This window comes from Microbacterium sp. JAI119, assembly GCF_013410135.1.
GTDB lineage: Bacteria > Actinomycetota > Actinomycetes > Actinomycetales > Microbacteriaceae > Microbacterium > Microbacterium oxydans.
The window spans coordinates 1-22,020 of record NZ_JACCCK010000009.1 but is presented as its reverse complement, the minus strand read 5'-3'; the positions used below and the strand labels follow the sequence as shown (position 1 = coordinate 22,020).

Here is a 22,020-nt window from a genome sequence, read left to right as displayed (position 1 = left end):
GCCGGCTCCGGCCGTTCTCGGCCGCAACCCCGACGCGATCGACGGGCACACTCCCGTGAAGCTCCCCAGCCCCGGCCGCGAAGTCTCGCGCACCCACGCGCTCGTCGACGTCGACGACGCCGGCAGGCTCATCGTCACCGACCACGGCTCCAGCAACGGCACATACGTCGACGGCCAAGCCCTGTCCCCCCACACGCCGACGATCATCGCCGCCAGCGCACGTCTTCAGCTCGGAGACACCACCGTGCAGCTCCAGAGCCGCACCGGCCGCGAACAACCCTCAACCCAAGGTTGACCCCCCCGGCGTGTCACTCTGACGTTAACCATTGGCATAGAACTACGCTCGCTCACATGGCCCCTCGTCGACGTCCTCGCGGCTCACTGGTAGACCCAGTGCCGCTCGGCTACGTCGTCGAGCGCAGCGCGAAAGAACGGCTTGACCGCCTCGCGGATCAAGCAGCTGTCTCGTCGGCCGTGATGTTCGAGCACATCATCGAGCACCTGGAGCTGACCAGTCGCGGCCTGCCCGTGACCTGGCCAGAGCAGGAGCTTCACGACGGGGAGCTGCCTATCGACGCCGCTTAACGAGATGAGGCCCGCCAGGGGCGGGCCTCGAAACTCGAAGTGCCTCATCTGTCGAAGTTTGGCGACAGGAACAGATGAAGGCGATGTGAGGAAGAACCGGCCGGGAGCCGGGGCTTCGTTGTACCTACCCATGCCAGGAAGGTGACTTCATCATAACGCCCAACGCCGCCTATTTCCACGCGCAATCGGCTCCGACACGCCGCGACGTGTCCCCCAAACGGCCGACAGGCCCCGCCGAGCCCGTGCACGACCGGTCAACCGTTGACCGGCCTCCGGCCCGCCGAGGAACCCGCGGGCCGCGCAACCGCGGCCGCGGGCTCATGCTCACGCCCCAGGAGGGCGTCTACGCCGCTGTGCCGGTCTGCCGGCCCTCCGACTGGCTGCACGCCGTGGAGTTCGCTCTGGCCCTCCCCAGCGTGGAGGCTCTACGTCGCCGTCTGCGCGTCGCAGGCCCCAGCACGGTACTTTCAGCCGCGCGGCAGTGGGCAGCCGCCGCAGACCGCTCCACAGGCCGCGACGTCGCCATTTCCCACGCCACCGTCGCTGAACGCATCGGCTACGCCGAAGCCACAGTGAAGCGCATCATGCGCTTCCTCTCCCGGCTCGGCCTCGTCGTCGAGTGCGCCCGCGGCCGCAACCGCCTCTCCCTCGACGAGCTGGCCGAAGCTCGTGCGCTTGGCGCAGAGCACCAGCGCGCAGCCGCCTCCACACGAGCGCTCACGATCCCTCACTCTGTGGACGGCACCCCCCTACCCCTCTCGGGACCAGTTAACGAAACCTCTCCCGTTACAGAGAACTCACCAAAGCGCGCCCGAGGCGCGCGAAAGGCCGGCGCTCCGCGCCGACCAGCTATGACAGGAGTGGTTGAGACGGTCGAGGCCCAGCCTCGTTGGCCGTTCGCGGTCCAACAGTTCGCCGCGCAGCTCGTCGACCGGTTGCCCCGGCTCCTGCGGACCCCCCGCGCGCAGCCGCAGCGCGTCTACGTGCGGACACCGAACGGTCGCAGCGACGCCGTGTGGATCGGCGGCCGCCACATCGGCCAGGTGTGCGACGCGATCGCCAGGCATCGCCTCGTCGAGCGCGGCTGGACCGCGCACCAGGTCCTCGAACACGTCGACCGCTACCGTGCCGGCATGCGGGCCGACGTCGAGCCGGCCGAGCAGCGCGATCCGCTCGCCTGGTTGTTCTGGCTCATCGGCAAGACGATCGCCGTCGACGAGCTGGCACCCCGCGCTCGAGCGGAGGCCGAGCGCGAGCGGCACCGTGTCGACTCCGCCGCTCGACGAGCTGCGGATGCCGAGCTACGCGAGCGCATCGCGGCCCAGCAGCCCGAAATCGACGCGATCCTGGCACAGATGCACCGCCAGTTCCCGCGCACCCCCAAGGTGCGCCGGCCCAAAGCCTGACCCGCCCCACACCGAGCGGCCGCCTGACCACCTGTGGACGACCCGAGCTGACGCGGGCTCCACTCGCCCACAAGGATGGACAGCCGACCTCAACACCAGGGGGACGGCCTGACGGCCGCAGATCCTTCGCGCCCTGCGGGGCGCCGTTTTTTACCGTGAAGCCTGCGGCAGTCTACGGTCGGTCACGCTCCACGCAAGCCCCGCGAGCGGGGCCGGCTCCCCCGAGACTTTCCGACACGCGGTCGCTGCGCTCCCTCACATCGCACCGGAAACTCTCTCCCCCACCGCACTCCGTGTTGACGCTGCGCACGCCCTCCCTGACCGGCACATTCGTGCCTTCACGGCAAAAAAACGTGGAGGGGAAAGGGATGAACATGACCACCACGACCACGCCCGGAACCATCGAGCACATTGACCCCCAGACCATCGACGTGGCGACGAACGTGCGCACCGAAGCCACCCTCGGGAAAGAGTTCGTCGACAGCATCCGCGCAAATGGCGTCCTCCAGCCCGTCGTTGCCTACCGCGACAGCGAGGGCGTGCACGTCCGCTACGGCCAGCGCCGCACCCTCGCCGCCCAGATGGTCGGCCTCGCGACCATGCCCGTCTACGTCGTCGACGTCGACGACACGGACACCGCCCAGCGCATCATCGAGCAGTTGGTCGAGAACGACCAGCGCGAAGCGCTCGGAGAGGGCGACCGACTCGACGCCTGGCGGCAGTTGGAGTTGGAAGGACTCAGCGCTACGCAGATCGCGAAGCGCACCGGCACCAAGCGCGACACGATCAAGACCGGCCTGACTGTCGCCTCCAGCGACACCGGCACGCGACTCGTCGCAGAGGTCGGGCTGACCCTCGACCAGGCCGCGACGCTGATCGAGTTCGAGGACGACCCCCAGGCCGTCGCTGACCTCACCGAGATTGCCGGGAGCCAGCCCGACTACTTCCCCGTCGCCGTGCAGCGCGCCCGCAACGAGCGAGCCGCCGCCGTGCTCCGCGAGAAGGTCGAGGCGGAGGTAGCGGCCAAGGGGCACCGCATCCTGTCGTCCTCCCCGAGCTGGGAGGAAGCGACCCCCTACCGTCTGCACCAGGTGACCGACGAGGGCGGCAACCGGATCACCAGCGACTACGTGGAGGGCAAGACCGGTATCGCGGCGCACGTCCGCGCGTGGGATGCCGAGCAGTTCGAGGTGACGTACTACGTCGACGACCTCGACGCCGCAGGGCTCATCCTCCGCCCCGGTGCCACCAGTGGCGCGGCGAAAGGCCCGATGACCGACGAGCAGAAGGCCGAGCGTAAGACGCTCATCGCCAACAACAAGGAATGGGACGCCGCAGAGGCGGTGCGCCGCGAGTGGGTCGCCGCGTTCCTGGCCCGCAAGACCCTGCCGAAGGATGCGATGAGCGTCGTCGCCACGATCCTGGCCACCGGAGGCTACGACCTCGGCCAGTCCATCGGACACGGCAACGGCCAGGCCCAGGAATTCCTCGGCGTCGAGCGCGGCTACGGCGACAAGCTGGCCGAATATCTCACCGCGCACCCGACCCGCGCCGCGCACGTCGCCGTGGCGATCGTCCTCGGCGGCATCGAGCAGCAGACCAGCCGCGACACCTGGCGCTCTCCCCGGAGCGAGACGGCGACCTACCTCCAGACGCTCCAGACATGGGGATACCCGCTGTCCCCCGTCGAGAAGATCGCCGCGATGCTCTCAGATGAGAGTTAATAGAGGCAATATCCCCATAAGAGCCAGCCGCCCCGCGCCACCGCGCGGGGCCATGCTGTGCCGCCACGGAGGTCGGCACAGCGACCGGGCCGCCGACAGAGGCCGGCCCGGTCTGAGACGACGGCGCTGCGCGCCGACTGTTCTCGAGCGCGCATCCGCGCGCTGACGTTTTTTGGCCTTGAAGCCTGCGGCAGTCTACGGTCGGCCACCCTCCACGCAAGCCCCGCTGCGCGGGGCCGGCTCCCCCGAGATTTTCGGGCACGCGGTCGCTACCGCTCCCTCTCATCGCACCCGAAATTCTCTCCGCCGCCGCCCTTCGGGTTGTCGCCCCAGGCGGCACTCCCTGACCGGCACATTCGTGCCTTCAAGGCAAAAAAACGAGGTGGAGAGAGGAACGAAGCATGCTGAGCATCACGCACACGCACGAGGCCGGAACGATCATCGAGGGCACTGCCAAGGGCGACGGGTCCGCCGCGATCTTGAAGGCGAACCGCTGGCGCTGGGGTCGGAGCATCGGCGCGTGGTTCGTTCCGAACAGCCGCGACCGTCTCCCCCAGCATCACGTCATCACCCGTACCGCCGCAGCTCTGGAGGCGGCAGGGTTCGAGCTGGCACCGCTGGAAATCGACCTCACGACCCGCAGCACGGCGGAAGTCGAGGCCGGGAAGATTGCCCGCCAGGCTGACCGCGTGGCCGCGCTCGACGCCAAGGCCGACCGGAAGGCCACCAACTCGGATGCCGCATGGAACAAGCACCTGAGCGACGTCGCGCGCCTGCCCGAGGGCGGCGAGCCGATCAAGGTCGGCCACCACTCCGAAGGCCGCCACCGCCGCGCGATCGACAAGGCACACAACAGCATGCGCCGGAGCATCGACGCCCACAACGACGCCGAGGAAGCCGCCCGCCGAGCCGAGGCCGCCGCACACACCACAGACGCCCGCTACAACCTTGTGACCGTCGCCAACCGCATCGAGAAGATCGGCGCTGACATTCGCCGCACCGAACGCCGGATTGTCGCTGACGTGTACGACCGGGAGACGGGATACCGCCCCGCGACGGATGAGCAGAAGGCCAAGCGGGCAGCCGCCTACGCGCCGCAGCTCGACGAGCTGCGCGACCAGCTCGCCTACTGGGAGCAGGTGCGGGCCGACCAGATCGCCACGGGACGCGCGACCGGATACAGCCGCGACAACATCGCCAAGGGCGACGCGGTGAAGGTCCGCGGCTACTGGCACAAGGTCGCCCGAGTGAACGCCAAGACGGTCAGCGTCGAAACCGCCTACAGCTGGACCGATCGCGTCACCTACGCCGAGATTCAGGACCACCGCACCGCCGAGCAGATCACCAAGAACTAATAGAGGCATAAGGGATAAGGGAGATACGACCATGAACACGACCACCGCTACCCCAGCCGCTCAGACCGTCGAGCCGGGAACGCCGTTGCACTGGTTCCTGGAGGTCTGGAGCGGCGACGCCGCCGCCGACGTCGCCAAGGCGCTCACTTGCACCGAGGTCGACGCCCTCGCCGGTCTGCTGCGCTCCTGCGGCCGTACCGCGGCCGCGCTCGAATGGATCAACGCCCACGCACGGAGCGACGAGGAAGGCGACGCGCACCACCGCACGCCCGCCGAGGCGCTGCGCGCCGAGTTCGACGAGCTCGCGGCATCCGTCCCCGGCCTCGACCTCTGCGAAGAGGACCCCGAGACGTTTGGATACGGGCACCTGGTGTTCTACAAGCAGAACGAGGATGCCCGAATCGGGTTCACCGAAATCTGCGACCGTGCCAGCGACGACCCGGAGCGCGAGGTTACCGGATACGAGTGGCTGGCCGATCGCCGCGGCGCAGACGGCGTGACCGTGGTCACCGCATCCGGCAGTGCTGCTCTCGACGACCTCGACACCATCACCGCGGCCGCGTGGACGTGGGCGACCCAGTAGGCCGCCCTAGCCGTGCCCTCCGGGGCACGGCGCGAGGGGAGCAACCCCCTCACACTCCCCCGGCGCCGCTGCGCGTCGGGGCGTGCTCCCCTGCGGGTCGCCGGTATTCATCGGGCTTCGGGCATCGTTCCTGACGCTCCATCATTGCCGCCGCGGTCCTCCACACAAGCCCCTCCGGGGCCGGCTCCTCCAAGATTTTCGCCACGCGGTCGCTACGCTCCCTCACATCGCGACGAAATTCTCTCCCCCGCCGCCTGCGGTTGTGTTCCGGCCCTGCTGCTGCGGCACTGCTCCGCTTATCAGGAACGAGCCAGCGAATTGATCGAGAGAGGAAGAGGGACATGATCGAGAACGAGCTGACGGTATACAGCAAGCCGAGCTGCGTCCAGTGCAACGCGACCTATCGTGCGCTTGATGCCAAGGGCATCCCCTACCGCGTCGTGGACCTCAGCCAGGATGACGCTGCGCTCGAGTACGTCAAGGATCTCGGGTACGCGCAGGCTCCCGTGGTCGTCGTCGACGATCAGGACCACTGGGCAGGATTCAACCCCATCGAAATCGACCGTATCGCCGCACACATGGGATGACCGATGAGCGAAGAACAGCAGGACGAGCGGGGCCCCGTTTCGTGGGAGGCATTCAATTGGATGCGCCAAGAGATTCCCCGACTGCAGGCCGAGGTCGAGCAGCTGCGTCGAGACGTCGAGTTCTGGCAACAGCAGACGAATCACTGGTACATGAAGGCCAACTACACCCCCGAGCAGATCGCGGAGTTCGCCCGCCGTCGCGCGCGCGGAGAATGACCCTTGCCACTAATAGAGGCATTAGATACAATAGAGACATAGACCAAGACGCGCGAAAAACCGCGGATTGTCCCGCCGGATAAATAGAGGCATTAGGTACAGGAGGACAGCATGAGCATCGAGAACTACTTCGGCAGCGTGATCCACAGCCGCACCCGCGAGGACGCACTAGCGGATGGTGACCTGGTGGACGTCAGCCACATGGCCCGCGAAGCTCGCTTCCGCATCCCCGTCGCGCTCACCAAGGCAGCATGGGCCGAGGCGGTCGAGTGGGACGACGACAGGCCCGAGCCCCAGGATGAGGACGGGCGGCTGTGGGACGTGCTCTACATGGCCGGCATCGCCGCGGGCAACGCCCCGGGAGGCGATCGCGTTACCTTCCGCGTGTTCCGCATCCCGAACGAGGACCGAGGCCGGCAGTGGAACGAAGCCGAGCTGATCGAGCTGGCCCTGCATATCGGCCCCGGCGACGAGGCCGAGCCCGTCGTGACGATCATGCTCCCGCGCGAGGACTGATAACCAATCCCGGCATTGCCACTAATAGAGGCATTAGGTACAATGGAGGTACACAACATGAAGGAGCTGATCGTGACCAAGCTGGCAGACCTGCGGGAGGGGGACGTGCTGACGGCCCTCGACGGCAAGTTCTATGCCAAGCCCCTCACCGTCCTCGACGAGCTGGCACCGATTACCACCGGCAGCCCCGTTCGCGGTGTTCGGTTCGAGCCGCCTACCAGCTCCGGCATCGAGTGGGTGTTCTACCCCGCCCAGATGGACGGGCACCGTATGACCATCAACCGCTACGGGCTCTGACCCGTTGCAAACTGGTACTAATACCGGCATTACCCCCAACACAGAGAGAAAGGAACCGCTCACCATGAGCTACATCACCCGCACCGGAAACCTCGCCGCGACTCCCGTCCTGCGCGAGAACGACAAGGGCAAGCCGTACACCTACGCTCGCGTGCTCGTGACCGACCGTATCCGCAAGGACGACGGCAACTACGAGGACGGCGGCACGATCGGCTACGACGTGTCCGTGCAGGGCAACCAGGCGGTGAACCTCGTCGAGGCCGCGGAGCGCTCCGGCAACATCCGCATCACATTCGCGGGGGAGTACCGCACGACCATCTACCGCCCCGAGGGCGGCGAAGAGCGCATCCAGCACGAAGTCCGAGCCGATGAGGTCGGCGTGAGCCTGCACCTCCAGTCGGTGACCGTGGAGCGCAGCGGCACGACCGAGTGACCGCGCCCGGGAGGGGAGTGCTCCGCGTGCTCCCCTCCTTTCCTCATACCCAATAGAGGCATTGTCCCTAATGGGGATACACTCAGATCATCCGACCCGGGAGGAACCCGTGACCATGACCACCACGCGCCAGGCAATCATCCTGACCGCCTGCAACCAGAAGGGCGGCGTTGGCAAGTCGACGACGCTCTATCACCTGACCCGTGCTGCCGTGCTCGCCGGCCTGCGCGTTCTCGTCGTCGACAGCGACCCTCAGGGCAATATCACGAGCGTGCTCACCGAGGACGTAGGGGAAACGGAACCGGGCTTGGCCGACGTGCTCAGCGAGTACGCGCCCGACACCATCGCAGACGTCATCGTGCCGGGAATCTGGGACGGCCTCGACGTCGTGCCGACCACGGGGGAGACGCTCGGCGTCGTGCGCGATCAGCTCGTCGTAGCTGGAGCATCCCGAGAGGGTCGGCTGAGCCGCGCACTGGAGCCGCTGCGCGGCGACTACGACCTCATCCTGATCGACTGTGGCCCGAACCTCGACCAGCTCGTCATCAACGCGCTCACGGCCGCTGACGGCGCGCTCGTGGTCACCCAGACGAAGCTCTGGAGCGCCAACGGGCTCGCAAAGCTGCTCGACACCATCACGCAGGTGCAGCAGAGCTACAACCCCCGGCTGCGCGTCGCCGGTGTCGTGCTCAACCAGCACGAGGCGCGGACGGTCGGCGGCGGCCACTGGGCCGACGAAATCGAGGCGGCGGCCGAGGCGCGCGGCCTCTCGCTGCTGAGCCCGCCTGTTCCGAAGCGCCAATCGATTTCGGACGCCACTGAGGAAGGTCTTGGACTCGATGAGGGCGGCCCGGACTGGCGCGAGCTCGCGGCAATCTACGACGGATACCTCACGCAGCTCACCGGAAGGAACTAAGAACATGGCCACGAAGCGAACCGAGCGCCGCACGTCCGCGCTCAGCGGGCAGACGCCCGTCAACACCCAGGCAGTGCCGGCGGCACAGCCGACTCCGACCCCGGCTGCAGTCGCCCCCGCAGCGCCGGCCCCCGCGCCGACGCAGGCCGGGGGAGTGGCAGCGAAGATGCCGCCGCGCCCGAAGATGAACTACTACGCGGACAGCGACCAGGCCGGGCGCATCCGCGCCGCGTTCTTCGCCGGCCGCGACAAGTACCGCTGGCGGACCATGACCGATATGCAGTTGCACGGCGTGATGGGCCTCGTTGAGTCGCTGGAGCGTGAATTCAACGACGGCGAACACTTCGACCCGATGCCTCCCGGCACCGGCCCCGTGGGCCGGCCGCTGGAGTGACGAAAGAGAACCGCAATGCTTGAGAACCTGGACAACATCATCCAGTGGGTTGCGATCGTGGCTGCCGTCGCGTCCGTGATCCTTGTCATCTACTCCTTCGCCACGAGAAGCGTTATGGAACCCAAGACGGGAAGTCTCGTCATTGGCATCGTTGGCTTCATCGCTGCGGGACTGATCTTTGTCCTGTCCGGCGGAGTGGTCACCTTCCAAGCGGCATAGCTCCATGCTCCGTACGTTCAGAGCGGCGGCGGCGGCCGCCGTTCTCGTAGCGATACTCGCCGGATGCTCAGCGGGCACCGACGAGCTGCGCGTGACCATCGACGGGGTGACGATCACCGCCGAGCAAGCAACCAGCGCCGACGCGCAGCGCGAAGGGCTCAGCGGGCGCGACAGCGTGCCGGAGGGCACCGGCATGTGGTTCCCGCTCGAGCACGCACAGCGCACGGAGGTGTGGATGCAGGACACCCGTGTGCCGCTCGACGTCGTGTGGATCCGCGACGGGCGCGTGACGGGCGTTGTGACGCTCCAGCCGTGTTCGACGGACGCATGCCCCAGTGAGGCGTCCCCGGGCGTCGTAGACGCGATTCTTGAGGCCCCGGCTGGCACATTCAGCCATGTGTCGCCAGAGACAACCGTGCAGGTAGAGAGCGAGTAGGACAGATGGGCGTAGGACGGATTGACACCCCGCAGGCCAGGCAGATTGTGCAGACCGTCGCGGCGCAGCTCATCATCGGCTATGCGCCCCCGCACATGGTGGCGGCCGACGACCGGCGAAGAGCGGCGCAGCTCCGGAGGATCTTCGGAGACGACACCCACCCTGAGCCGAGCATCATCATCGGTGCGAGTGATGACCGGGGGATGATGCTGGGCGGCGCCGTGGTCGAGCCGTTCGTGTCCGACGAGCTGATATCGAAAGAGCCCGACGCCGCGCGGCAGTTCGCGACAACACACCGAATCCTCGCCGCCCTCTTCGTGCTGCCTGAGGCCCGCGGGTCCGGTATCGGCCGAGAGCTGCTTTCAGAGGCCGCGTACTGGGCTCTTCCTCATGGTGGCCGCTACCTCGATGGGTTCGTGGACGACCGGAACAATAGCGCGGACTTCTACCGCAGGTCCGGTGCGACCGTTGTCGGTCACAACACGGGACTCCCCGCACGGCGTCCCACCAACAGCGAGCTGAGCCATTACCCGGGCATTGACGGAACATGGTTTTACGTCGACGCATGGCGAATGCACCAGGGCAAGATCAACTGCTCGCGGTGCCGCGACGTGTTCGAGTTCGTCGACGAGGACGGCGGCTACCTCCTATGCCCCAACTGCGGGACGCCCGAGGCGAAGTAGCCACGCTCGACGTCTGATGTTCCCGTAACGATGTCTCAGTGGGAACGAACAAGCGCTACCCGCATCTGCCGGCGCAGAGGGGCGAAGAGCGAGAGCTGCGCGAGGCGCGCAAGCGCGGGCCGCTGCGCACCCTCGATTCCCTCCAGCTTCGATTGCATGCGCAGCCGCTCACCATCGTTCCCGAGCAGATGACGATATGGGGTCACGCCTGGCTCCAGTTCGGGGATACGAACGTCCGGTGCGTCGTCCAGGTGAAACGTTGGACGGCCGACGCCGTGGGCGTCCAGGTGACGATCGACGGCGACAAGCTGCGGTGCTGGGTATGGCAGGGAGCATGTCAGCGAATCTCTGACCCGACCGACGTTTGGTAGCCCCGCTGTAAACGATCGCCGGGTTAGTGGACGGCTCCGAGTTCAATGCAGAGAACGCCACCGACGATGAGGACGATGCCGAGGCCCATCAGCCAGGTGAAGGGCTCTTTGAAGAGGAACTTGCTGAGGATGGCGGTGAGTGCGACGCCGGATGCGGCCCAGATGCCGTAGGCGACGCCGAGCGCCATGCCGCCGGCGAGGGCGAGGCTGAGCATGGTGAATGCGAGGACGTAGCCCACGGCCACGCCGACGTACCACCGCTTCTTGTCGACGGCCATACGCAGGGAGAGCGTGCCGACGACCTCGAAGATGATTGCGCCGATGAGGAACAGCCAGACCATCACGCGACCTCTGCCTTCTTCTTGTGACCGGCCTGTGCGCCGAGTTCGACGCACAGCACTCCGGCGATGACGACGACGATGCCGATGCCCATCAAGAGCGTGAGCGGTTCGCCGAAGATGATGAGGGAGAGGAGCGCCGTGAGTGCGACCCCGGAGGCTCCCCAGATGCCGTATGCGACGCCGAGGGCCATGCCGGTGCGCAGCACGAGGCTGAGGAACACGAAGGCGCCGATGTAGCCGGCTGCGACGAGTGCATAGAGGGCGGGTGCGTCGAGCGCCCCCTTGAGAGATAGTGAGCCGGTGACCTCTGCGGCGATCGCGCCGATGAGGAACAGCCAGCCTTTGGCTTTGTTGGTCACTGGGGGTCTCCTTCATTCACGAGTTGCAGGGCGATCGCGCGCAGGACGGATCGTTCGTCGTCGCGGACGGTGGGGATGCCGAGAGCAGCGTTGAACCACGCGCCGTCGGCCAGCAGGCGGGCGGCTCGAAGTGATGCGCGGCTCGCCGGGTCAGTGTCGATGTCGGTGCCGAGCCACGGGGTGAGGCGTTCCGCCCACAGCGCAGACAACCGCTCCCGCAGGTTCACGTCCGCGAGCAGGGCGAGATCGCTGGAGTCGAAGTCGCCATTGAGTGCGTAGTCGACGTACGCGCGCAGCTTGTCGATCGGCTCGGCATCCGTCGAGGCCCGAGTATGCAGATCCGCTTCCCAGCGGTCGATGATGCGGTTCACGACTGCGACAGTGAGAACTTCTTTCGTGCCGAAATGGTGGACCACCCCGGGCTTCGTCAACCCCGCCTCGCGAGCGACTGCATCGAGGGTGAGGGCATCGCCGCGGCGAAGTACTTCAACTGCGTGATCGAGAAGTTCGATTTTGGTTGGCACATTTCAAATATACCTACCATAGGTATGGTAGGTCAACTCAGCTGCGGGCTCAGCCGTAAACGATCGTTTTCGGCGGCCTCGTCGACGTCGACGACCAGGTTCGCGACACGCCGAGAAATGATCCGCCGAAACCCCCTGCCGAAACAGAATCACGCCGGAACATCGGCAGTACCGTTTTCGGCATGGCACACGAAGTCGGCTACGCCCGAGTCTCCAAGCGCGAGCAGAACCCGGACGCGCAGGAGGCTGAGCTGCGCGCCGCTGGCTGCGAACGAGTGTTCGTTGACCACGGCGAATCCAGCCGTGTCGCAGACCGCCCCCAGTGGCTTGCCTGCCTCGACTACCTCCGGCCGGGGGACACCCTCAAAGTGCGCCGGCTTGACCGGCTCGCCGGCAGTGAGCGCATCCTGATCGAGACGTTGCAGGACCTCGACGCCCGACAGGTGAACATCGTCAGCCTCACCGAGCCGATGATCGACACCACGACACCGATGGGCCGCGCCCTCTACGGCATCGTCGCCGTGTTCGCGCAGCTCCGCGTCGACACGATCCGAGAGAACACGACCCGCGGCCTCGACTACGCCAGGACCCAGGGCCGCGTCGGCGGCCGCCCGAGCGTCATGACGCCCGAACGGATCGCGACGGCGGAGCGCATGCGCGCGGAGCAGCAGAGTTGGGAGAGCATCGCCCGCGTGCTCGGAGTTGGGGCCACCAGTGTTCGCCGTGCGCTCAACCGCTAGACCCCGCTAACCGTCTCTTATAGAATGTTCTATAGGAGGTGATCGTTATGACGATCGCAGAGGTTCCGGCCGAGGCGCGAGCGGCAATGCGCGCCCGCCGCCGGAAGGAAATGGACGAGCTGGACTACCGGCGCGAGCTGCGCCGGCTCGAAGAGTGCGGTTACAGCCAGACGCAGATCTCCAAATGGCTCGGGATCGCGCAGCCGTCAGTGCTCAGCGCGCTCCGCACGGCCGCCAAGGTCACGATGCCGCTGGACGGATTCTCCGGGGCGACGCCCTACGAGATTTGCCAGCGCTACGCGGGCGGTCTGATCGACCGCGCGCAGCTCGTCGACGAACTCACACGGTTCCCCTACGTCGAAGGCGGCCGCACAGACGGGTATGACTCTCTCATCGTCGACCCGGCCGGCACCTGGTCCGAAGTTAGTGACGCGCGACGTCGCGGGCTCATCGAGAACGATGTCTACGAGGAAGTGTTCAACCGCCGCCACAACTCCACAGCCACGCCGGCACCGGCTGCGGAGGAAGCGCCCGCACCGCGTAAGGTCTCGCCGAAGGATCGCGCGCGCGACACCGCTCGAGAAATCGCCACGGCGGTCGGCGGGGGAGAGGTCACCGAGAAGAACGGCCGCTTCTTCATCAAGACCAAGAAGGGCGTGCAGCTCGAAGTGAAGGGCCCTCGTGGAGGGTTCTCCGAGCGCAGCAGCCGCGCCGGCAAGATCCACGCCGTCAGCCTTCCGAGCGGCAAAGTTGTGAAGGTCAGCAAGGGCAGCGGGAAGGTCCACGCTCACGATCGGCACGGCGACTAGAGCGTGGTTTCCGATGCAGTCGCTCGCCACATGGATACCGTGCGCGAGCTGTCCAAACCTGGCCAGGCACTCTCGAAGGATGCCCCCACCGCCACGACGAACAACCCCGCGTGGTGGGTCGGCGGTGAGCCGACACTGGCGCGCGACCTTCTCCACGAACGACTGATCGACGAAGCGCGCGCCGCGGCTCCCGACGTGGAGCAGCAGTACCGCGCGATCGTTCTCGCCGGCCCTCCCGGCGCCGGCAAGAGCACTGTCCTGGCCGACGTGCTCGGAGAGCACCGAGGGAAGTACCTCGTGATCGACGCGGACGAGTTCAAGCGGTCGCTCCTGCGCGAGGCGCAGCAGGACGGGAGCTACGACACGTGGCTGATGCCTGATGCCATTCGCGAGCGTGAGGCGCAGGGGGAGAGGTTCTACCCGCTGGAGCTGGCATCCCTCGTGCACGAGGAATCGTCCTACCTCGCCAAGAGCTTGCGAGCCGACGCGATCGCCGCGGGCGACAACATCGTGATCGACACCGTGCTCAGCAACGAGGCGGATGCCCTGGCGCTCGGGCAGCGCCTTGCCGCGGCCGGATACGACGTCCGCGTGATCGACGTCGAGGTTCCCTACGAGCTGTCCGAAGAGCGCATCCGCGGCCGCTGGGAGCATGCCTACACAACCGCCCTAGACGGCGGTGATTCGCTCGGAGGCCGATGGGTTCCCAGCGAGTATGCGCGCGACGTGTTCGATGGACCTGGAGGCCGATCGAAGCCGGAGGCCGCAGCACGCGCCCTAGCCGAGCAGTGCCCCGCAGTCGGCCGATATCGCGTGTTCCGCACGACCGCCGAAGAGGCGCGCGCAGCAGACGCCGAGGGGCGTCCTGCGCAGGCGACAGTCGAGGTCGACAAGTCCCGCAGCTCACGCAGCGCCACGCTCGTCGACACCGCCCTGGCGCGCACGCAACAGCGCGCCGCGGTCGCGCGCCCGACAGTCTCCGACCGGGGCTCATCGACGAACGGACCCGAGCGCTCCTAAACGCTCAATCGGCATCCTTCGAGAGCGTGTCGATCACCGTCACAAACTCCGCCCCCGTGACCGTCACCGTGTTCAGCAGGTGGTAACCGTAGCGCCCGTGATCCGCGAGCTGCTGATCGCGCTCAGCAACCTTCCGAAGCAGATTGCCTCGCGAGTCGTCCAGCGTCGGCAGTGTTGTCGTGATCGTCGTGAACGCAACCAGAGTGCTCATCGTGACGTCCTCTCCCTTGGTTAGTGTCGTCCGAAAGTGAGCAGTTCGGCGCATGCGCCGAGCTGCCTGCTTTCGGCGAACACTTGCCGCCTTGCACGGAGTGGAGGGGCGGTCAAGGGGAGCCCGCAGGGCTCTCCCGAAGGGACGCGTAGCGCCCTTGACGGCCGTGGAACGGAGTGCAACCCCGCGACGCGGGGAGACGCAACAGACCCCGCACCGAAAGCCGGATGCGGGGTCTGCAATGTGCGGGACTATACGAGGTCGGAGCCGCCACCTTCTGACCCGTTCGCGGACGCTGGAGCTGACTGAGAGGACGTCTGCTTGCGCGCGGCGCGCTTGCGCGTGCGCTGCTTCTTGTCCGGCTCATCAAAGCCGATCTTGCGCAGCTCCGCGTCGGTCCATCCGGCCGACAGCGCGGCGTTGTATCGCAGCACGTCGTCGCGCTCAGCGTCGCTCACCGAGGCGGCGAGTTCGCGCTCCAGCTCGGCGCGGCGGCGGTCCGCGTCGGCGCGCACGTCGACGACGTTCTGACGCGCCTCCGCGAGGCCCCGAATGGCGCTCAACCGCTCCTGCTGGAGCTGGTTCGCGCGTGCTTCTGCTTCTTCAACGGAGAGTGTTTTAGCCATATCCATAGTGTATGTATCGGTTCCGTCAAACACCAGAGCGCGCGCAGCGCGGGGAGGCTCCGAAGCGGCGTAGCCGCTTCCACCCCCTCCTGTCGTCGGGTGCGGCCTCTGAGGAGTCCCAGACGGAGCAAGCTATACAGTTACCCGGGGTAACTGGGGCTTGATCCTCGACACGGGGTCGCGGATGCGGCACACTGGACGTGTGGTCCCCGATCGGGGTCGCTGCGCTGGGCATGAGAGAGGTGGTGTTGGTATGGCGAACGAGTCGCCAGAACGCCGCACGCCCAAGGGCAGGCGGCGGCAGAACGTCAAGGGCGGTCGGACGATCAGGCATGAGGTCTGGGTGTCGCCCGAGGAAGAGGGCGTGCTGTACCGCGCAGCCCTCGCCCAGGACGTGACGATTCCGCGCTACCTGGTGGAGCGCGCCACGGCACAGGAGACGGGGGAGACGGCGACAGCTCGACGCGAGCAGCTTGCCGACCTGTTCCGGCTGCACCGTTCACTCGCGAGCGTCGGTAACAACCTCAATCAGATCGCACGCGCAACGAACGCCGAGGGGTTCGTGCCCGTCGAGCTGCGCGACGAGCTGCGGCACACCATCGCCGTGGTGCGACGCACTGCGGAGCAGATCGACGAGGTAGTGGATCAGCTCGGAGTCCGCGCATGATGCCGAACGTCGTGCGCGGCGATCGCATGTCCGGATTGCTGACGTACCTCGCGGGAGCGGGTCGCCACAACGAGCACACGGAGCCGCACGTTGTCGCAGGCGATGACGCGATCATGGCGTGGCACTCAGACACCGAGCTTGGACGTGACTCTGCACTCGCGATCGCGCGGCACCTCGACCGCACCAAGCAGGCGTTTGGTACGGAGGTTGCGGGCGGTCACGTGTGGCATTGCTCGCTGTCGCTGCGCGCCGAAGAGGGCATGCTGACGGACGATCAGTGGAATGCGATCGCCAACGACTTTGTGAAGCTGATGGACTTCGATGACGCCGAAGGGACGAAGGCTCCGACACGGTGGGCTGCCGTCCGCCACGGGGTCAGTCAGAACGGCAATGACCACATTCACATCGTGGTCAACCTCGTGCGCGAGGACGGCACGAAGGCGAGCGTTCACAACGACTTCCACCGTGCTCAGAAGGCGTCACGAGCACTGGAGCAGAAGTACGGCCTGGAAGTGCTGGAATCGGCGTCGGCCGAGCGGTCGACGCGCGGCTACGACCCGGCCGAGCAGGAGGCGCAGGCGCGGTCACGCGCTGAGTGGAAGTACGAGCGTGCGCGCACTGACAGCGACGAGCTGACGCCGCCGTGGGAGCAGCTTGCACCCGCGGACCGGCAGGCCCGAGTCGCCGCAGAAAAGAGCACCGATCAGCCCCGGTATGCGCTCGCGCGAACCGTCCGCGGATGCGCCACCGCGGCGGAGAACGAGGGCGAGTTCGTGCGCCGCATGCGGCGGTCCGGCCTCATCGTTCGCCCCCGGTTCGCGGAGGGCACCCAGGACGTCATTACCGGCTATAGCGTGGCCCGTCGACCCGAGGCCGGCGAACGGCCGATCTGGTACGGCGGGGGACACCTGGGACGCGACCTGACGCTGCCGCGACTGCGCGCCGAGTGGCCCGACACGGCGAACGGCGCGACGGATGCCGCGGCCGAGTGGAACGCCGCCTACCGCGGCCGCCGCGTCGTCCAGCCGGGACGCGAGGCGACCGAGGTCGACCCGCAGATGTACGAGCAGATGAACGCCGAGCTGGGTGAGCTGCGCGAGCGGCTGCGCGGTGTTCCGGTCGACGATCGCGAGACGTGGGCGCGCGTCGCACGACACACGGCTGGAGCGTTTGCCGCGTGGTCCAACGCGGTCGAGAACGAGCCTGGCGACCTCGCCCGCGCGTCCGACATTCTGTCGCGCTCTGCGCAGACGTGGCGCACGCCGATCAAGCCGAGGCCCACCAGCATGGGGTCGCTCGCCGGCACGGCGATGCTTCTCGCATCGGGTGCCCGTGGCGGGCAGGGTCTTGCCGCGCAGGTCATTATGATCCGCCAGCTCGCCAACCTCGCCAAGGCTGTCCACGACGCCGCGCGAGCGAGCGGCGAGCTGCGTCAGGCGCAGGCGATCCGGGATGCCGAGCGCGACCATCTGCGCACCGTGCACGCCCGCCTGGAGGCATACGCAACGACCGCACCGGCACCAGCTCCGGCCTGCTGAGGCCAGTGGTGATCCGTGACGGTCGCTCCCGGGATCAGTGCGGCAAGCGTGGACTCACCCGCGCCACCGTGTGCACCGACGATCCAGAGAGGCGACCAGTGGCCGACGTACTGGAAAGGCAGTCGGTCGGCCGCTTCGGGCGCAGGCACGCCGAGCTGCGGAGCAGTCGGACCGGTCGGAATCGCTGACCGCTCGATCAGCGGCTCAACTGGCGTCGGCTCCACAGCTGGGCGACTGACCCACGGATTCCCTTCGCTCATCGTTATGACCCCCCCGATAATGAATTGTGGTCTCCCCCCCCACACTAACCCATCTAGCACGATTGGAGCAAGATGAATATGTTTAGGTGTCTCCCCCCAACACCAAACCGTCTACCCATGTTTAGTACGTTCTGTTATAGTCTGGTGGCATGCGAACAAGAGAGCACCGTGTGATGGGCGGCCCCCACGACGCGCTCGATGCCCTCTTCGCGAATCTCCCTGAGACGTTGACGGTCAAGGAGGTATCCACTCTCGTGCGCAAGACCCCGCAGGGGGTCTACAGCATGCTCAAAGCCGGGAAGATCCCCGGCTACGAGGTTGCAGGTGGGTGGATCATCATTCGCGATGAGCTGAAGGACCAGATGCGGCGGGGGTCGACCCGGGAGCAGCAGACAACGGAGGACTGATTCATGCAACGAGTGTGGCCGGCGATCACGGCCGTAGCGCTAGTGGCGCTGACGGCCGTTGGATGCACGAACGCCAGCGATTACCCGAACACATACCCGACAGATACTTTTTCTCCGTCGGTCACACCCAGCATGCCGAACCCTTCCGGCCTCCCGACCGTGCCGCCCGGATACATCGACGAGGACACGGGGCAGACCATCGCCCCGGTCCCTGTCGCCACCTGGAGCGACACAGACCGAACCGCAGCGATCGAGGCGGCGGACGCGGCTATGGCCGCGTTCGCCCGCCCCGCGCTCGATCAGGACACCTGGTGGAAGGAGCTTTCCCCGCTCCTGACACCCCAGGCCCGCACCGACTACGCCTACGTGCAGGCATCCGTCGTACCCGCCAGCCGTGTCACCGGCAGCGGCTCGATCACCGATGACACCAGCGCCATGGTCGTGCACATCGACGTGCCGACCGACGTCGGCCCTTACACGCTCATACTCACGCGCCTCGACGGCGCGAGTCCCTGGCTCGTCGCCCGATTCACCCCGCCCGAGGGCGTGCGCTGATGAGCGACAACAACAAGAAGCTCGGACCCGTCGTCGCGATCCTCGTGCCGGCGCTCCTGCTCGGTGGCATCCTCTCCATCCCTCTCTTCGCCACGGCTGCACTCGCGTGCAACCCCGAGAGCGGGCCAGGAACCAGTGTGAGCATCGACCCCGATACCGTGCCGAACATCGAGGTCGGTGGGTATGGTCACGATCAGCTCGTGAACGCTGCGCACATCATCAAGGCCGGCGCAGACAAAGGTCTGGGCGTGCGCGATCAGACCATCGGCGTCATGACGGCGATGGGTGAATCCTCGCTCGTCAACATCGACTACGGCGACTGGGAGACGAACGGCGTCCGCAACCCGGACGGCACCCCCACGACCTCGATCGGCCTATTCCAGCAGCAAGACGGCTGGGGTACCCCGGCCGAGCGCATGGACCCGTACATCACGTCGACAAAGTTCTACGACGCGATGGTCAAGAAGGTCCCTGACCCCGAGCGACAGGCACTCGCGCCCACTCTCGTCGCTCACCGCACGCAGGTGAACGCCGACCCGTACCACTACGAGAAGTACTGGGACACCGCCGTGCAGATCGTCGAAGCCCTCGCCGGCGTCGACACCGGCCTCACCGAGGGCACCGGCGACCAGGTGTGCAACGGCGAAAGCCTCGTGCCCGGAACCGTCAACAAAGACGGCTGGGCCGCCCCCGCTGCCGGACCGATCAGCAGCAACTTCGGCCCCCGCGAACCCGTCATGACGCCCAACGGCCTCAGCAGCTCCTTCCACCGTGGAACGGACCTCGCCCCCGGCTGCGACGCGCCCATTTGGGCCGCGCAGACCGGCACCGTCGTCGCGACCGGGTTCGGCGTCGGATACGGAGGAAACGGCACCATCGTCATCGACCACGGAGGCGGGGTCGAAACCGTCTACCTCCACATGTACGCAGACGGAATCCTCGTCAAGGACGGAGACAAAGTCGTCGGCGGCCAGCAGATCGCCAAAGTCGGCAGCAGCGGAACCTCATCCGCCTGCCACCTGCACTACGAGGTCCACATCAACGGCGAAGCCGTCGACCCCGAGCCGTTCATGCTCGCAGTCGGCATCACCCTCGGATAGGAGACAAACATGACCAGCGAAGCAGCAAACTTCCCCCGAATCGAAGCCCTCACCCACGAGGACGGAACCGGTGCGCTCATCGTGCAGGGACGACGACACGACGTGACCACGCCCGATGTGCACCAGACCCGCGCCCAGCTCATGCAGCTCGCCGCCGACCAGGCCCGTGCACTCGGCCGGCCCGTGAAAGTCACGACAGGCGGCGTCGAGCCGACCTATCACCTGATCGTCGACGAACACGCACAGGTGAGCGAGGACACCAGCCCACCTGCCGCGACCACTACTCGAGGCGCGGCCCGCGCCGCCGCCCAGGACGTCATCACCGACGTCCCCGCTCCCACGGAAGCTGCGCCGCCTGCAGTCGCACCGTCGCCCGCTCCTGCAGTCGCCGCCGAACCGGCTCCTGCAGTCGATGTGCCGCCGCGGCCGCCGCTGCCCGCACCGACCGCAGCGCCGGCCCCCACAGTCGCACCAGAGGCCACAGGAGCGGCCGCCTGGACGACAGAGGCTCCCGTGACCCGTCGCGAGGTGCGCACGTCGTTCCTCACCCAGGAGCAGATCGAGAAGCCCGCGACGACGGGCATTCGCGGGGCGCTCACCCGTGCCGGCATCCGCATGGCACCCAGCGACGCAGAGCGCGCCGTGCGCGCCGACGAGCGCGCCGTGAGCCAGCACTGGCCTGGCCCCCGTACCATCGCCGTCGTCAACGGCAAGGGTGGCGCCGGCAAGACGCCCGCGACCATCCTCCTGAGCGCGACTTTCGCGCGGTACGGAGGCGCAGGCGTTCTCGCATGGGACAACAACCAGACCCGTGGCACGCTCGGCTGGCGCACCGAACAAGGTCCGCACGCCAGCACGCTGCTCGACCTCCTGCCCCACGCCGAACGGCTGCTCGGCACGGGCGCACAGGCGGCCGACCTCGCCCACTTCGTGCACCACCAGACCAGCGACCGCTTCGACGTGCTGCGCTCCAATCCCACCGCCCGGGCAAACGAACAGCGCATCACGCCGACCGACGTCGACGCGATCCACGCCGTCGCCGCGAAGTACTACCGGCTCATCTTCATTGACAGCGGGAACGATGAGAGCGACCCGATGTGGCTGCGCATGATCGACCTGGCAGACCAGCTCGTCGTCTCCACGACGACCCGAGACGATCACGCGGAAGCCGGCGCACTGCTCCTGGAGGACCTAGCTACACGTGACGCACGCTCCGCCCGTCTCGCGCGGGATGCCGTCACCGTCATCACCCAGGCCGATCCCAAGGCCACCCGTGCCGACATGCAGCACGTCGCCAACGGGTACAGCGCCCTCACGCGCGCCGCGGTGATGATTCCACACGATCCTGCCCTCGTCGACGGGCAGATCACCTACGAGAGCCTGCGACCCGCCACGCAGCGCGCATGGCTCGCTGCGGGCGCAGCGGTCGCCGGAGGCCTCAACGGAGCGCCGCGCGGATGACCGAAGCTCAGAAGGTCGGGACCTGGCCCCGCATCCAGGTCGAGATTCGATCCGAGGCCCAACACGTCTCTGCGGTGCTCCGCATCAACGGAGCACCGCAGGGCTGCGCCTCCCCGACCGTGGAGGGCATGCGGGCTGGCATCATCGCTCGCTGTGCCGCCCTCGCAGACACACTCTCGCGACCCGTCGCGGTCGACGTCGACGAGGCCGGACAGCGCTACCGCATCGCCGTGCGGCCCAACGGCGTCGTCCAGCCGATCGACACCGGCAACACGATCGCTGATGCGTCCCGACTGACCCCCGTCAACGGCCCGTGCCGGCAGTGCCAGCAGCTCGTCATCATCACCGCTGCCACGTGCGGCGCATGCGGCAGCGAACAGCCGTTGCGCGTGGAGCTCAGCGACACTCCCCCACGCTCTCCCGTTTCTCCGCCCCCGGCGACTCAGGCCACCGTGCCCGCCGCGATTGCCCCGGAATACCGCCGCACAGCTACGCCGCTGCCCGAGGTCGATGAGCACACCGTGTTCGTCCGCGCACCGCGGCCGCAGCTAATCGTGCAGCTCGACAGCGGCGAGACGATCACGACGCCGGCTCCGGCCGTTCTCGGCCGCAACCCCGACGCGATCGACGGGCACACTCCCGTGAAGCTCCCCAGCCCCGGCCGCGAAGTCTCGCGCACCC

At 67.2% G+C, this 22,020-nt stretch carries 33 protein-coding genes and 1 pseudogene; 27 read left to right on the top strand and 7 right to left on the bottom strand.

The genetic code is table 11. The features are described from left to right. Both HDC31_RS19815 and HDC31_RS19810 read left to right on the top strand, forming a co-directional pair. Nucleotides 1-295: FHA domain-containing protein (locus HDC31_RS19815; protein WP_179516456.1), on the top strand; the 295-nt coding region annotated here is incomplete at its 5' end. Between the two features lie 56 nt (nt 296-351). After that, complete coding sequence (locus tag HDC31_RS19810) at nt 352-585, top strand: hypothetical protein (protein ID WP_082108529.1); 234 nt, start codon at nt 352-354, stop codon at nt 583-585. A 467-nt stretch (nt 586-1,052) separates the two neighbouring features. Here the strand turns inward: HDC31_RS19810 and HDC31_RS20055 are convergent, their stop codons facing one another. Further along, nucleotides 1,053-1,274: a hypothetical protein gene (locus HDC31_RS20055; protein ID WP_046746570.1), complete on the bottom strand. Its 222-nt coding sequence runs from the start codon at nt 1,272-1,274 to the stop codon at nt 1,053-1,055. Between the two features lie 162 nt (nt 1,275-1,436). Here HDC31_RS20055 and HDC31_RS20050 point away from each other — a divergent pair, with 162 nt between their 5' ends. From HDC31_RS20050 to HDC31_RS19735, 15 genes are all read left to right on the top strand, one after another. After that, nucleotides 1,437-1,991, top strand: coding sequence for a hypothetical protein (locus tag HDC31_RS20050; RefSeq protein ID WP_156172584.1), 555 nt, complete (start codon nt 1,437-1,439; stop codon nt 1,989-1,991). Nucleotides 1,992-2,365: 374 nt separating this feature from the next. Then, nucleotides 2,366-3,715 carry a ParB N-terminal domain-containing protein gene (locus HDC31_RS19800; protein WP_179516454.1) on the top strand — a complete coding sequence of 450 codons (1,350 nt, stop codon included), beginning with the start codon at nt 2,366-2,368 and terminating at the stop codon, nt 3,713-3,715. A gap of 401 nt (nt 3,716-4,116) precedes the next feature. Further along, nucleotides 4,117-5,070: a DUF3560 domain-containing protein gene (locus tag HDC31_RS19795; RefSeq protein WP_046746571.1), complete on the top strand. Its 954-nt coding sequence runs from the start codon at nt 4,117-4,119 to the stop codon at nt 5,068-5,070. A 31-nt stretch (nt 5,071-5,101) separates the two neighbouring features. Next, nucleotides 5,102-5,653, top strand: a complete 552-nt coding sequence (locus HDC31_RS19790) for a hypothetical protein (RefSeq protein WP_052748594.1) — start codon at nt 5,102-5,104, stop codon at nt 5,651-5,653. 341 nt (nt 5,654-5,994) lie between these two features. Further along, nucleotides 5,995-6,240 carry a glutaredoxin-like protein NrdH gene (gene nrdH, locus HDC31_RS19785; protein ID WP_179516453.1) on the top strand — a complete coding sequence of 82 codons (246 nt, stop codon included), beginning with the start codon at nt 5,995-5,997 and terminating at the stop codon, nt 6,238-6,240. Between the two features lie 3 nt (nt 6,241-6,243). Then, nucleotides 6,244-6,456 carry a hypothetical protein gene (locus tag HDC31_RS19780; protein WP_046746581.1) on the top strand — a complete coding sequence of 71 codons (213 nt, stop codon included), beginning with the start codon at nt 6,244-6,246 and terminating at the stop codon, nt 6,454-6,456. A 111-nt stretch (nt 6,457-6,567) separates the two neighbouring features. After that, a complete protein-coding gene (locus tag HDC31_RS19775) occupies nt 6,568-6,972 on the top strand; it encodes a DUF6573 family protein (RefSeq protein ID WP_046746582.1) in 405 nt (134 codons plus the stop codon). Nucleotides 6,973-7,044: 72 nt separating this feature from the next. Further along, on the top strand, nt 7,045-7,269 hold the full coding sequence (locus HDC31_RS19770; RefSeq protein ID WP_156172587.1) for a hypothetical protein: 225 nt from the start codon (nt 7,045-7,047) through the stop codon (nt 7,267-7,269). Between the two features lie 64 nt (nt 7,270-7,333). After that, complete coding sequence (locus HDC31_RS19765) at nt 7,334-7,702, top strand: single-stranded DNA-binding protein (RefSeq protein ID WP_046746584.1); 369 nt, start codon at nt 7,334-7,336, stop codon at nt 7,700-7,702. Between the two features lie 115 nt (nt 7,703-7,817). Continuing rightward, a complete protein-coding gene (locus HDC31_RS19760; RefSeq protein WP_046746585.1) occupies nt 7,818-8,618 on the top strand; it encodes a ParA family protein in 801 nt (266 codons plus the stop codon). A gap of 4 nt (nt 8,619-8,622) precedes the next feature. Further along, nucleotides 8,623-9,012, top strand: a complete 390-nt coding sequence (locus HDC31_RS19755) for a hypothetical protein (RefSeq protein WP_046746586.1) — start codon at nt 8,623-8,625, stop codon at nt 9,010-9,012. Nucleotides 9,013-9,027: 15 nt separating this feature from the next. After that, entirely contained in the window at nt 9,028-9,231 is a 204-nt protein-coding gene (locus HDC31_RS19750) for a hypothetical protein (protein WP_046746587.1), read from the top strand. Nucleotides 9,232-9,322: 91 nt separating this feature from the next. Then, nucleotides 9,323-9,667, top strand: coding sequence for a DUF192 domain-containing protein (locus tag HDC31_RS19745; protein WP_197077655.1), 345 nt, complete (start codon nt 9,323-9,325; stop codon nt 9,665-9,667). 95 nt (nt 9,668-9,762) lie between these two features. Further along, nucleotides 9,763-10,350 (top strand): GNAT family N-acetyltransferase, encoded by a 588-nt coding sequence (locus tag HDC31_RS19740; protein WP_179516452.1) that lies wholly within the window; start codon nt 9,763-9,765, stop codon nt 10,348-10,350. Between the two features lie 38 nt (nt 10,351-10,388). Further along, nucleotides 10,389-10,721 (top strand): hypothetical protein, encoded by a 333-nt coding sequence (locus tag HDC31_RS19735; protein ID WP_046746590.1) that lies wholly within the window; start codon nt 10,389-10,391, stop codon nt 10,719-10,721. A 23-nt stretch (nt 10,722-10,744) separates the two neighbouring features. Here the strand turns inward: HDC31_RS19735 and HDC31_RS19730 are convergent, their stop codons facing one another. The 4 genes and pseudogenes from HDC31_RS19730 to HDC31_RS20395 form a co-directional block, all read right to left on the bottom strand. Next, nucleotides 10,745-11,062 (bottom strand): multidrug efflux SMR transporter, encoded by a 318-nt coding sequence (locus HDC31_RS19730; protein WP_046746591.1) that lies wholly within the window; start codon nt 11,060-11,062, stop codon nt 10,745-10,747. Next, a complete protein-coding gene (locus HDC31_RS19725; RefSeq protein ID WP_046746592.1) occupies nt 11,062-11,421 on the bottom strand; it encodes a multidrug efflux SMR transporter in 360 nt (119 codons plus the stop codon). The genes HDC31_RS19730 and HDC31_RS19725 overlap by 1 nt, the downstream gene beginning before the upstream one ends. Continuing rightward, nucleotides 11,418-11,792, bottom strand: a complete 375-nt coding sequence (locus HDC31_RS20400; protein WP_231589629.1) for a TetR/AcrR family transcriptional regulator — start codon at nt 11,790-11,792, stop codon at nt 11,418-11,420. The genes HDC31_RS19725 and HDC31_RS20400 overlap by 4 nt, the downstream gene beginning before the upstream one ends. Before the next feature lie 15 nt (nt 11,793-11,807). Beyond that, nucleotides 11,808-11,945: pseudogene (locus tag HDC31_RS20395) on the bottom strand (helix-turn-helix domain-containing protein); the annotation flags it as partial. 182 nt (nt 11,946-12,127) lie between these two features. On the opposite strand from HDC31_RS20395, the gene HDC31_RS19715 reads away from it, so the two are divergent. From HDC31_RS19715 to HDC31_RS19705, 3 genes are all read left to right on the top strand, one after another. Next, nucleotides 12,128-12,685, top strand: a complete 558-nt coding sequence (locus HDC31_RS19715) for a recombinase family protein (RefSeq protein WP_046746594.1) — start codon at nt 12,128-12,130, stop codon at nt 12,683-12,685. Nucleotides 12,686-12,771: 86 nt separating this feature from the next. Then, nucleotides 12,772-13,494, top strand: a complete 723-nt coding sequence (locus HDC31_RS19710; protein ID WP_179516451.1) for a hypothetical protein — start codon at nt 12,772-12,774, stop codon at nt 13,492-13,494. A 30-nt stretch (nt 13,495-13,524) separates the two neighbouring features. After that, on the top strand, nt 13,525-14,514 hold the full coding sequence (locus tag HDC31_RS19705) for a zeta toxin family protein (protein WP_046746595.1): 990 nt from the start codon (nt 13,525-13,527) through the stop codon (nt 14,512-14,514). Between the two features lie 4 nt (nt 14,515-14,518). On the opposite strand, the gene HDC31_RS19700 is transcribed toward HDC31_RS19705, so the two are convergent. Then, entirely contained in the window at nt 14,519-14,725 is a 207-nt protein-coding gene (locus tag HDC31_RS19700; RefSeq protein ID WP_046746596.1) for a hypothetical protein, read from the bottom strand. 251 nt (nt 14,726-14,976) lie between these two features. Beyond that, nucleotides 14,977-15,351, bottom strand: coding sequence for a hypothetical protein (locus tag HDC31_RS19695; RefSeq protein WP_046746597.1), 375 nt, complete (start codon nt 15,349-15,351; stop codon nt 14,977-14,979). 253 nt (nt 15,352-15,604) lie between these two features. Here HDC31_RS19695 and mobC point away from each other — a divergent pair, with 253 nt between their 5' ends. The 7 genes from mobC to HDC31_RS19660 form a co-directional block, all read left to right on the top strand. Next, nucleotides 15,605-16,018 (top strand): plasmid mobilization relaxosome protein MobC, encoded by a 414-nt coding sequence (gene mobC, locus HDC31_RS19690; protein ID WP_046746598.1) that lies wholly within the window; start codon nt 15,605-15,607, stop codon nt 16,016-16,018. Beyond that, nucleotides 16,015-17,556 (top strand): relaxase/mobilization nuclease domain-containing protein, encoded by a 1,542-nt coding sequence (locus HDC31_RS19685; protein WP_179516450.1) that lies wholly within the window; start codon nt 16,015-16,017, stop codon nt 17,554-17,556. The genes mobC and HDC31_RS19685 overlap by 4 nt, the downstream gene beginning before the upstream one ends. A gap of 409 nt (nt 17,557-17,965) precedes the next feature. Next, nucleotides 17,966-18,223 carry a helix-turn-helix domain-containing protein gene (locus HDC31_RS19680; RefSeq protein ID WP_156172583.1) on the top strand — a complete coding sequence of 86 codons (258 nt, stop codon included), beginning with the start codon at nt 17,966-17,968 and terminating at the stop codon, nt 18,221-18,223. Between the two features lie 132 nt (nt 18,224-18,355). After that, nucleotides 18,356-18,778 carry a hypothetical protein gene (locus HDC31_RS19675; protein ID WP_052748592.1) on the top strand — a complete coding sequence of 141 codons (423 nt, stop codon included), beginning with the start codon at nt 18,356-18,358 and terminating at the stop codon, nt 18,776-18,778. After that, nucleotides 18,778-19,878 carry a M23 family metallopeptidase gene (locus tag HDC31_RS19670; protein WP_046746566.1) on the top strand — a complete coding sequence of 367 codons (1,101 nt, stop codon included), beginning with the start codon at nt 18,778-18,780 and terminating at the stop codon, nt 19,876-19,878. Before HDC31_RS19675 ends, HDC31_RS19670 begins: the two co-directional genes overlap by 1 nt. A gap of 9 nt (nt 19,879-19,887) precedes the next feature. Continuing rightward, the gene (locus tag HDC31_RS19665) at nt 19,888-21,339 is read left to right on the top strand and encodes an AAA family ATPase (RefSeq protein WP_046746567.1); all 1,452 of its coding nucleotides are present in this window, start codon (nt 19,888-19,890) and stop codon (nt 21,337-21,339) included. Beyond that, nucleotides 21,336-22,020 (top strand): hypothetical protein (locus HDC31_RS19660; RefSeq protein WP_218867962.1); only part of this gene is annotated, 685 nt, incomplete at its 3' end. The genes HDC31_RS19665 and HDC31_RS19660, both read left to right, overlap by 4 nt.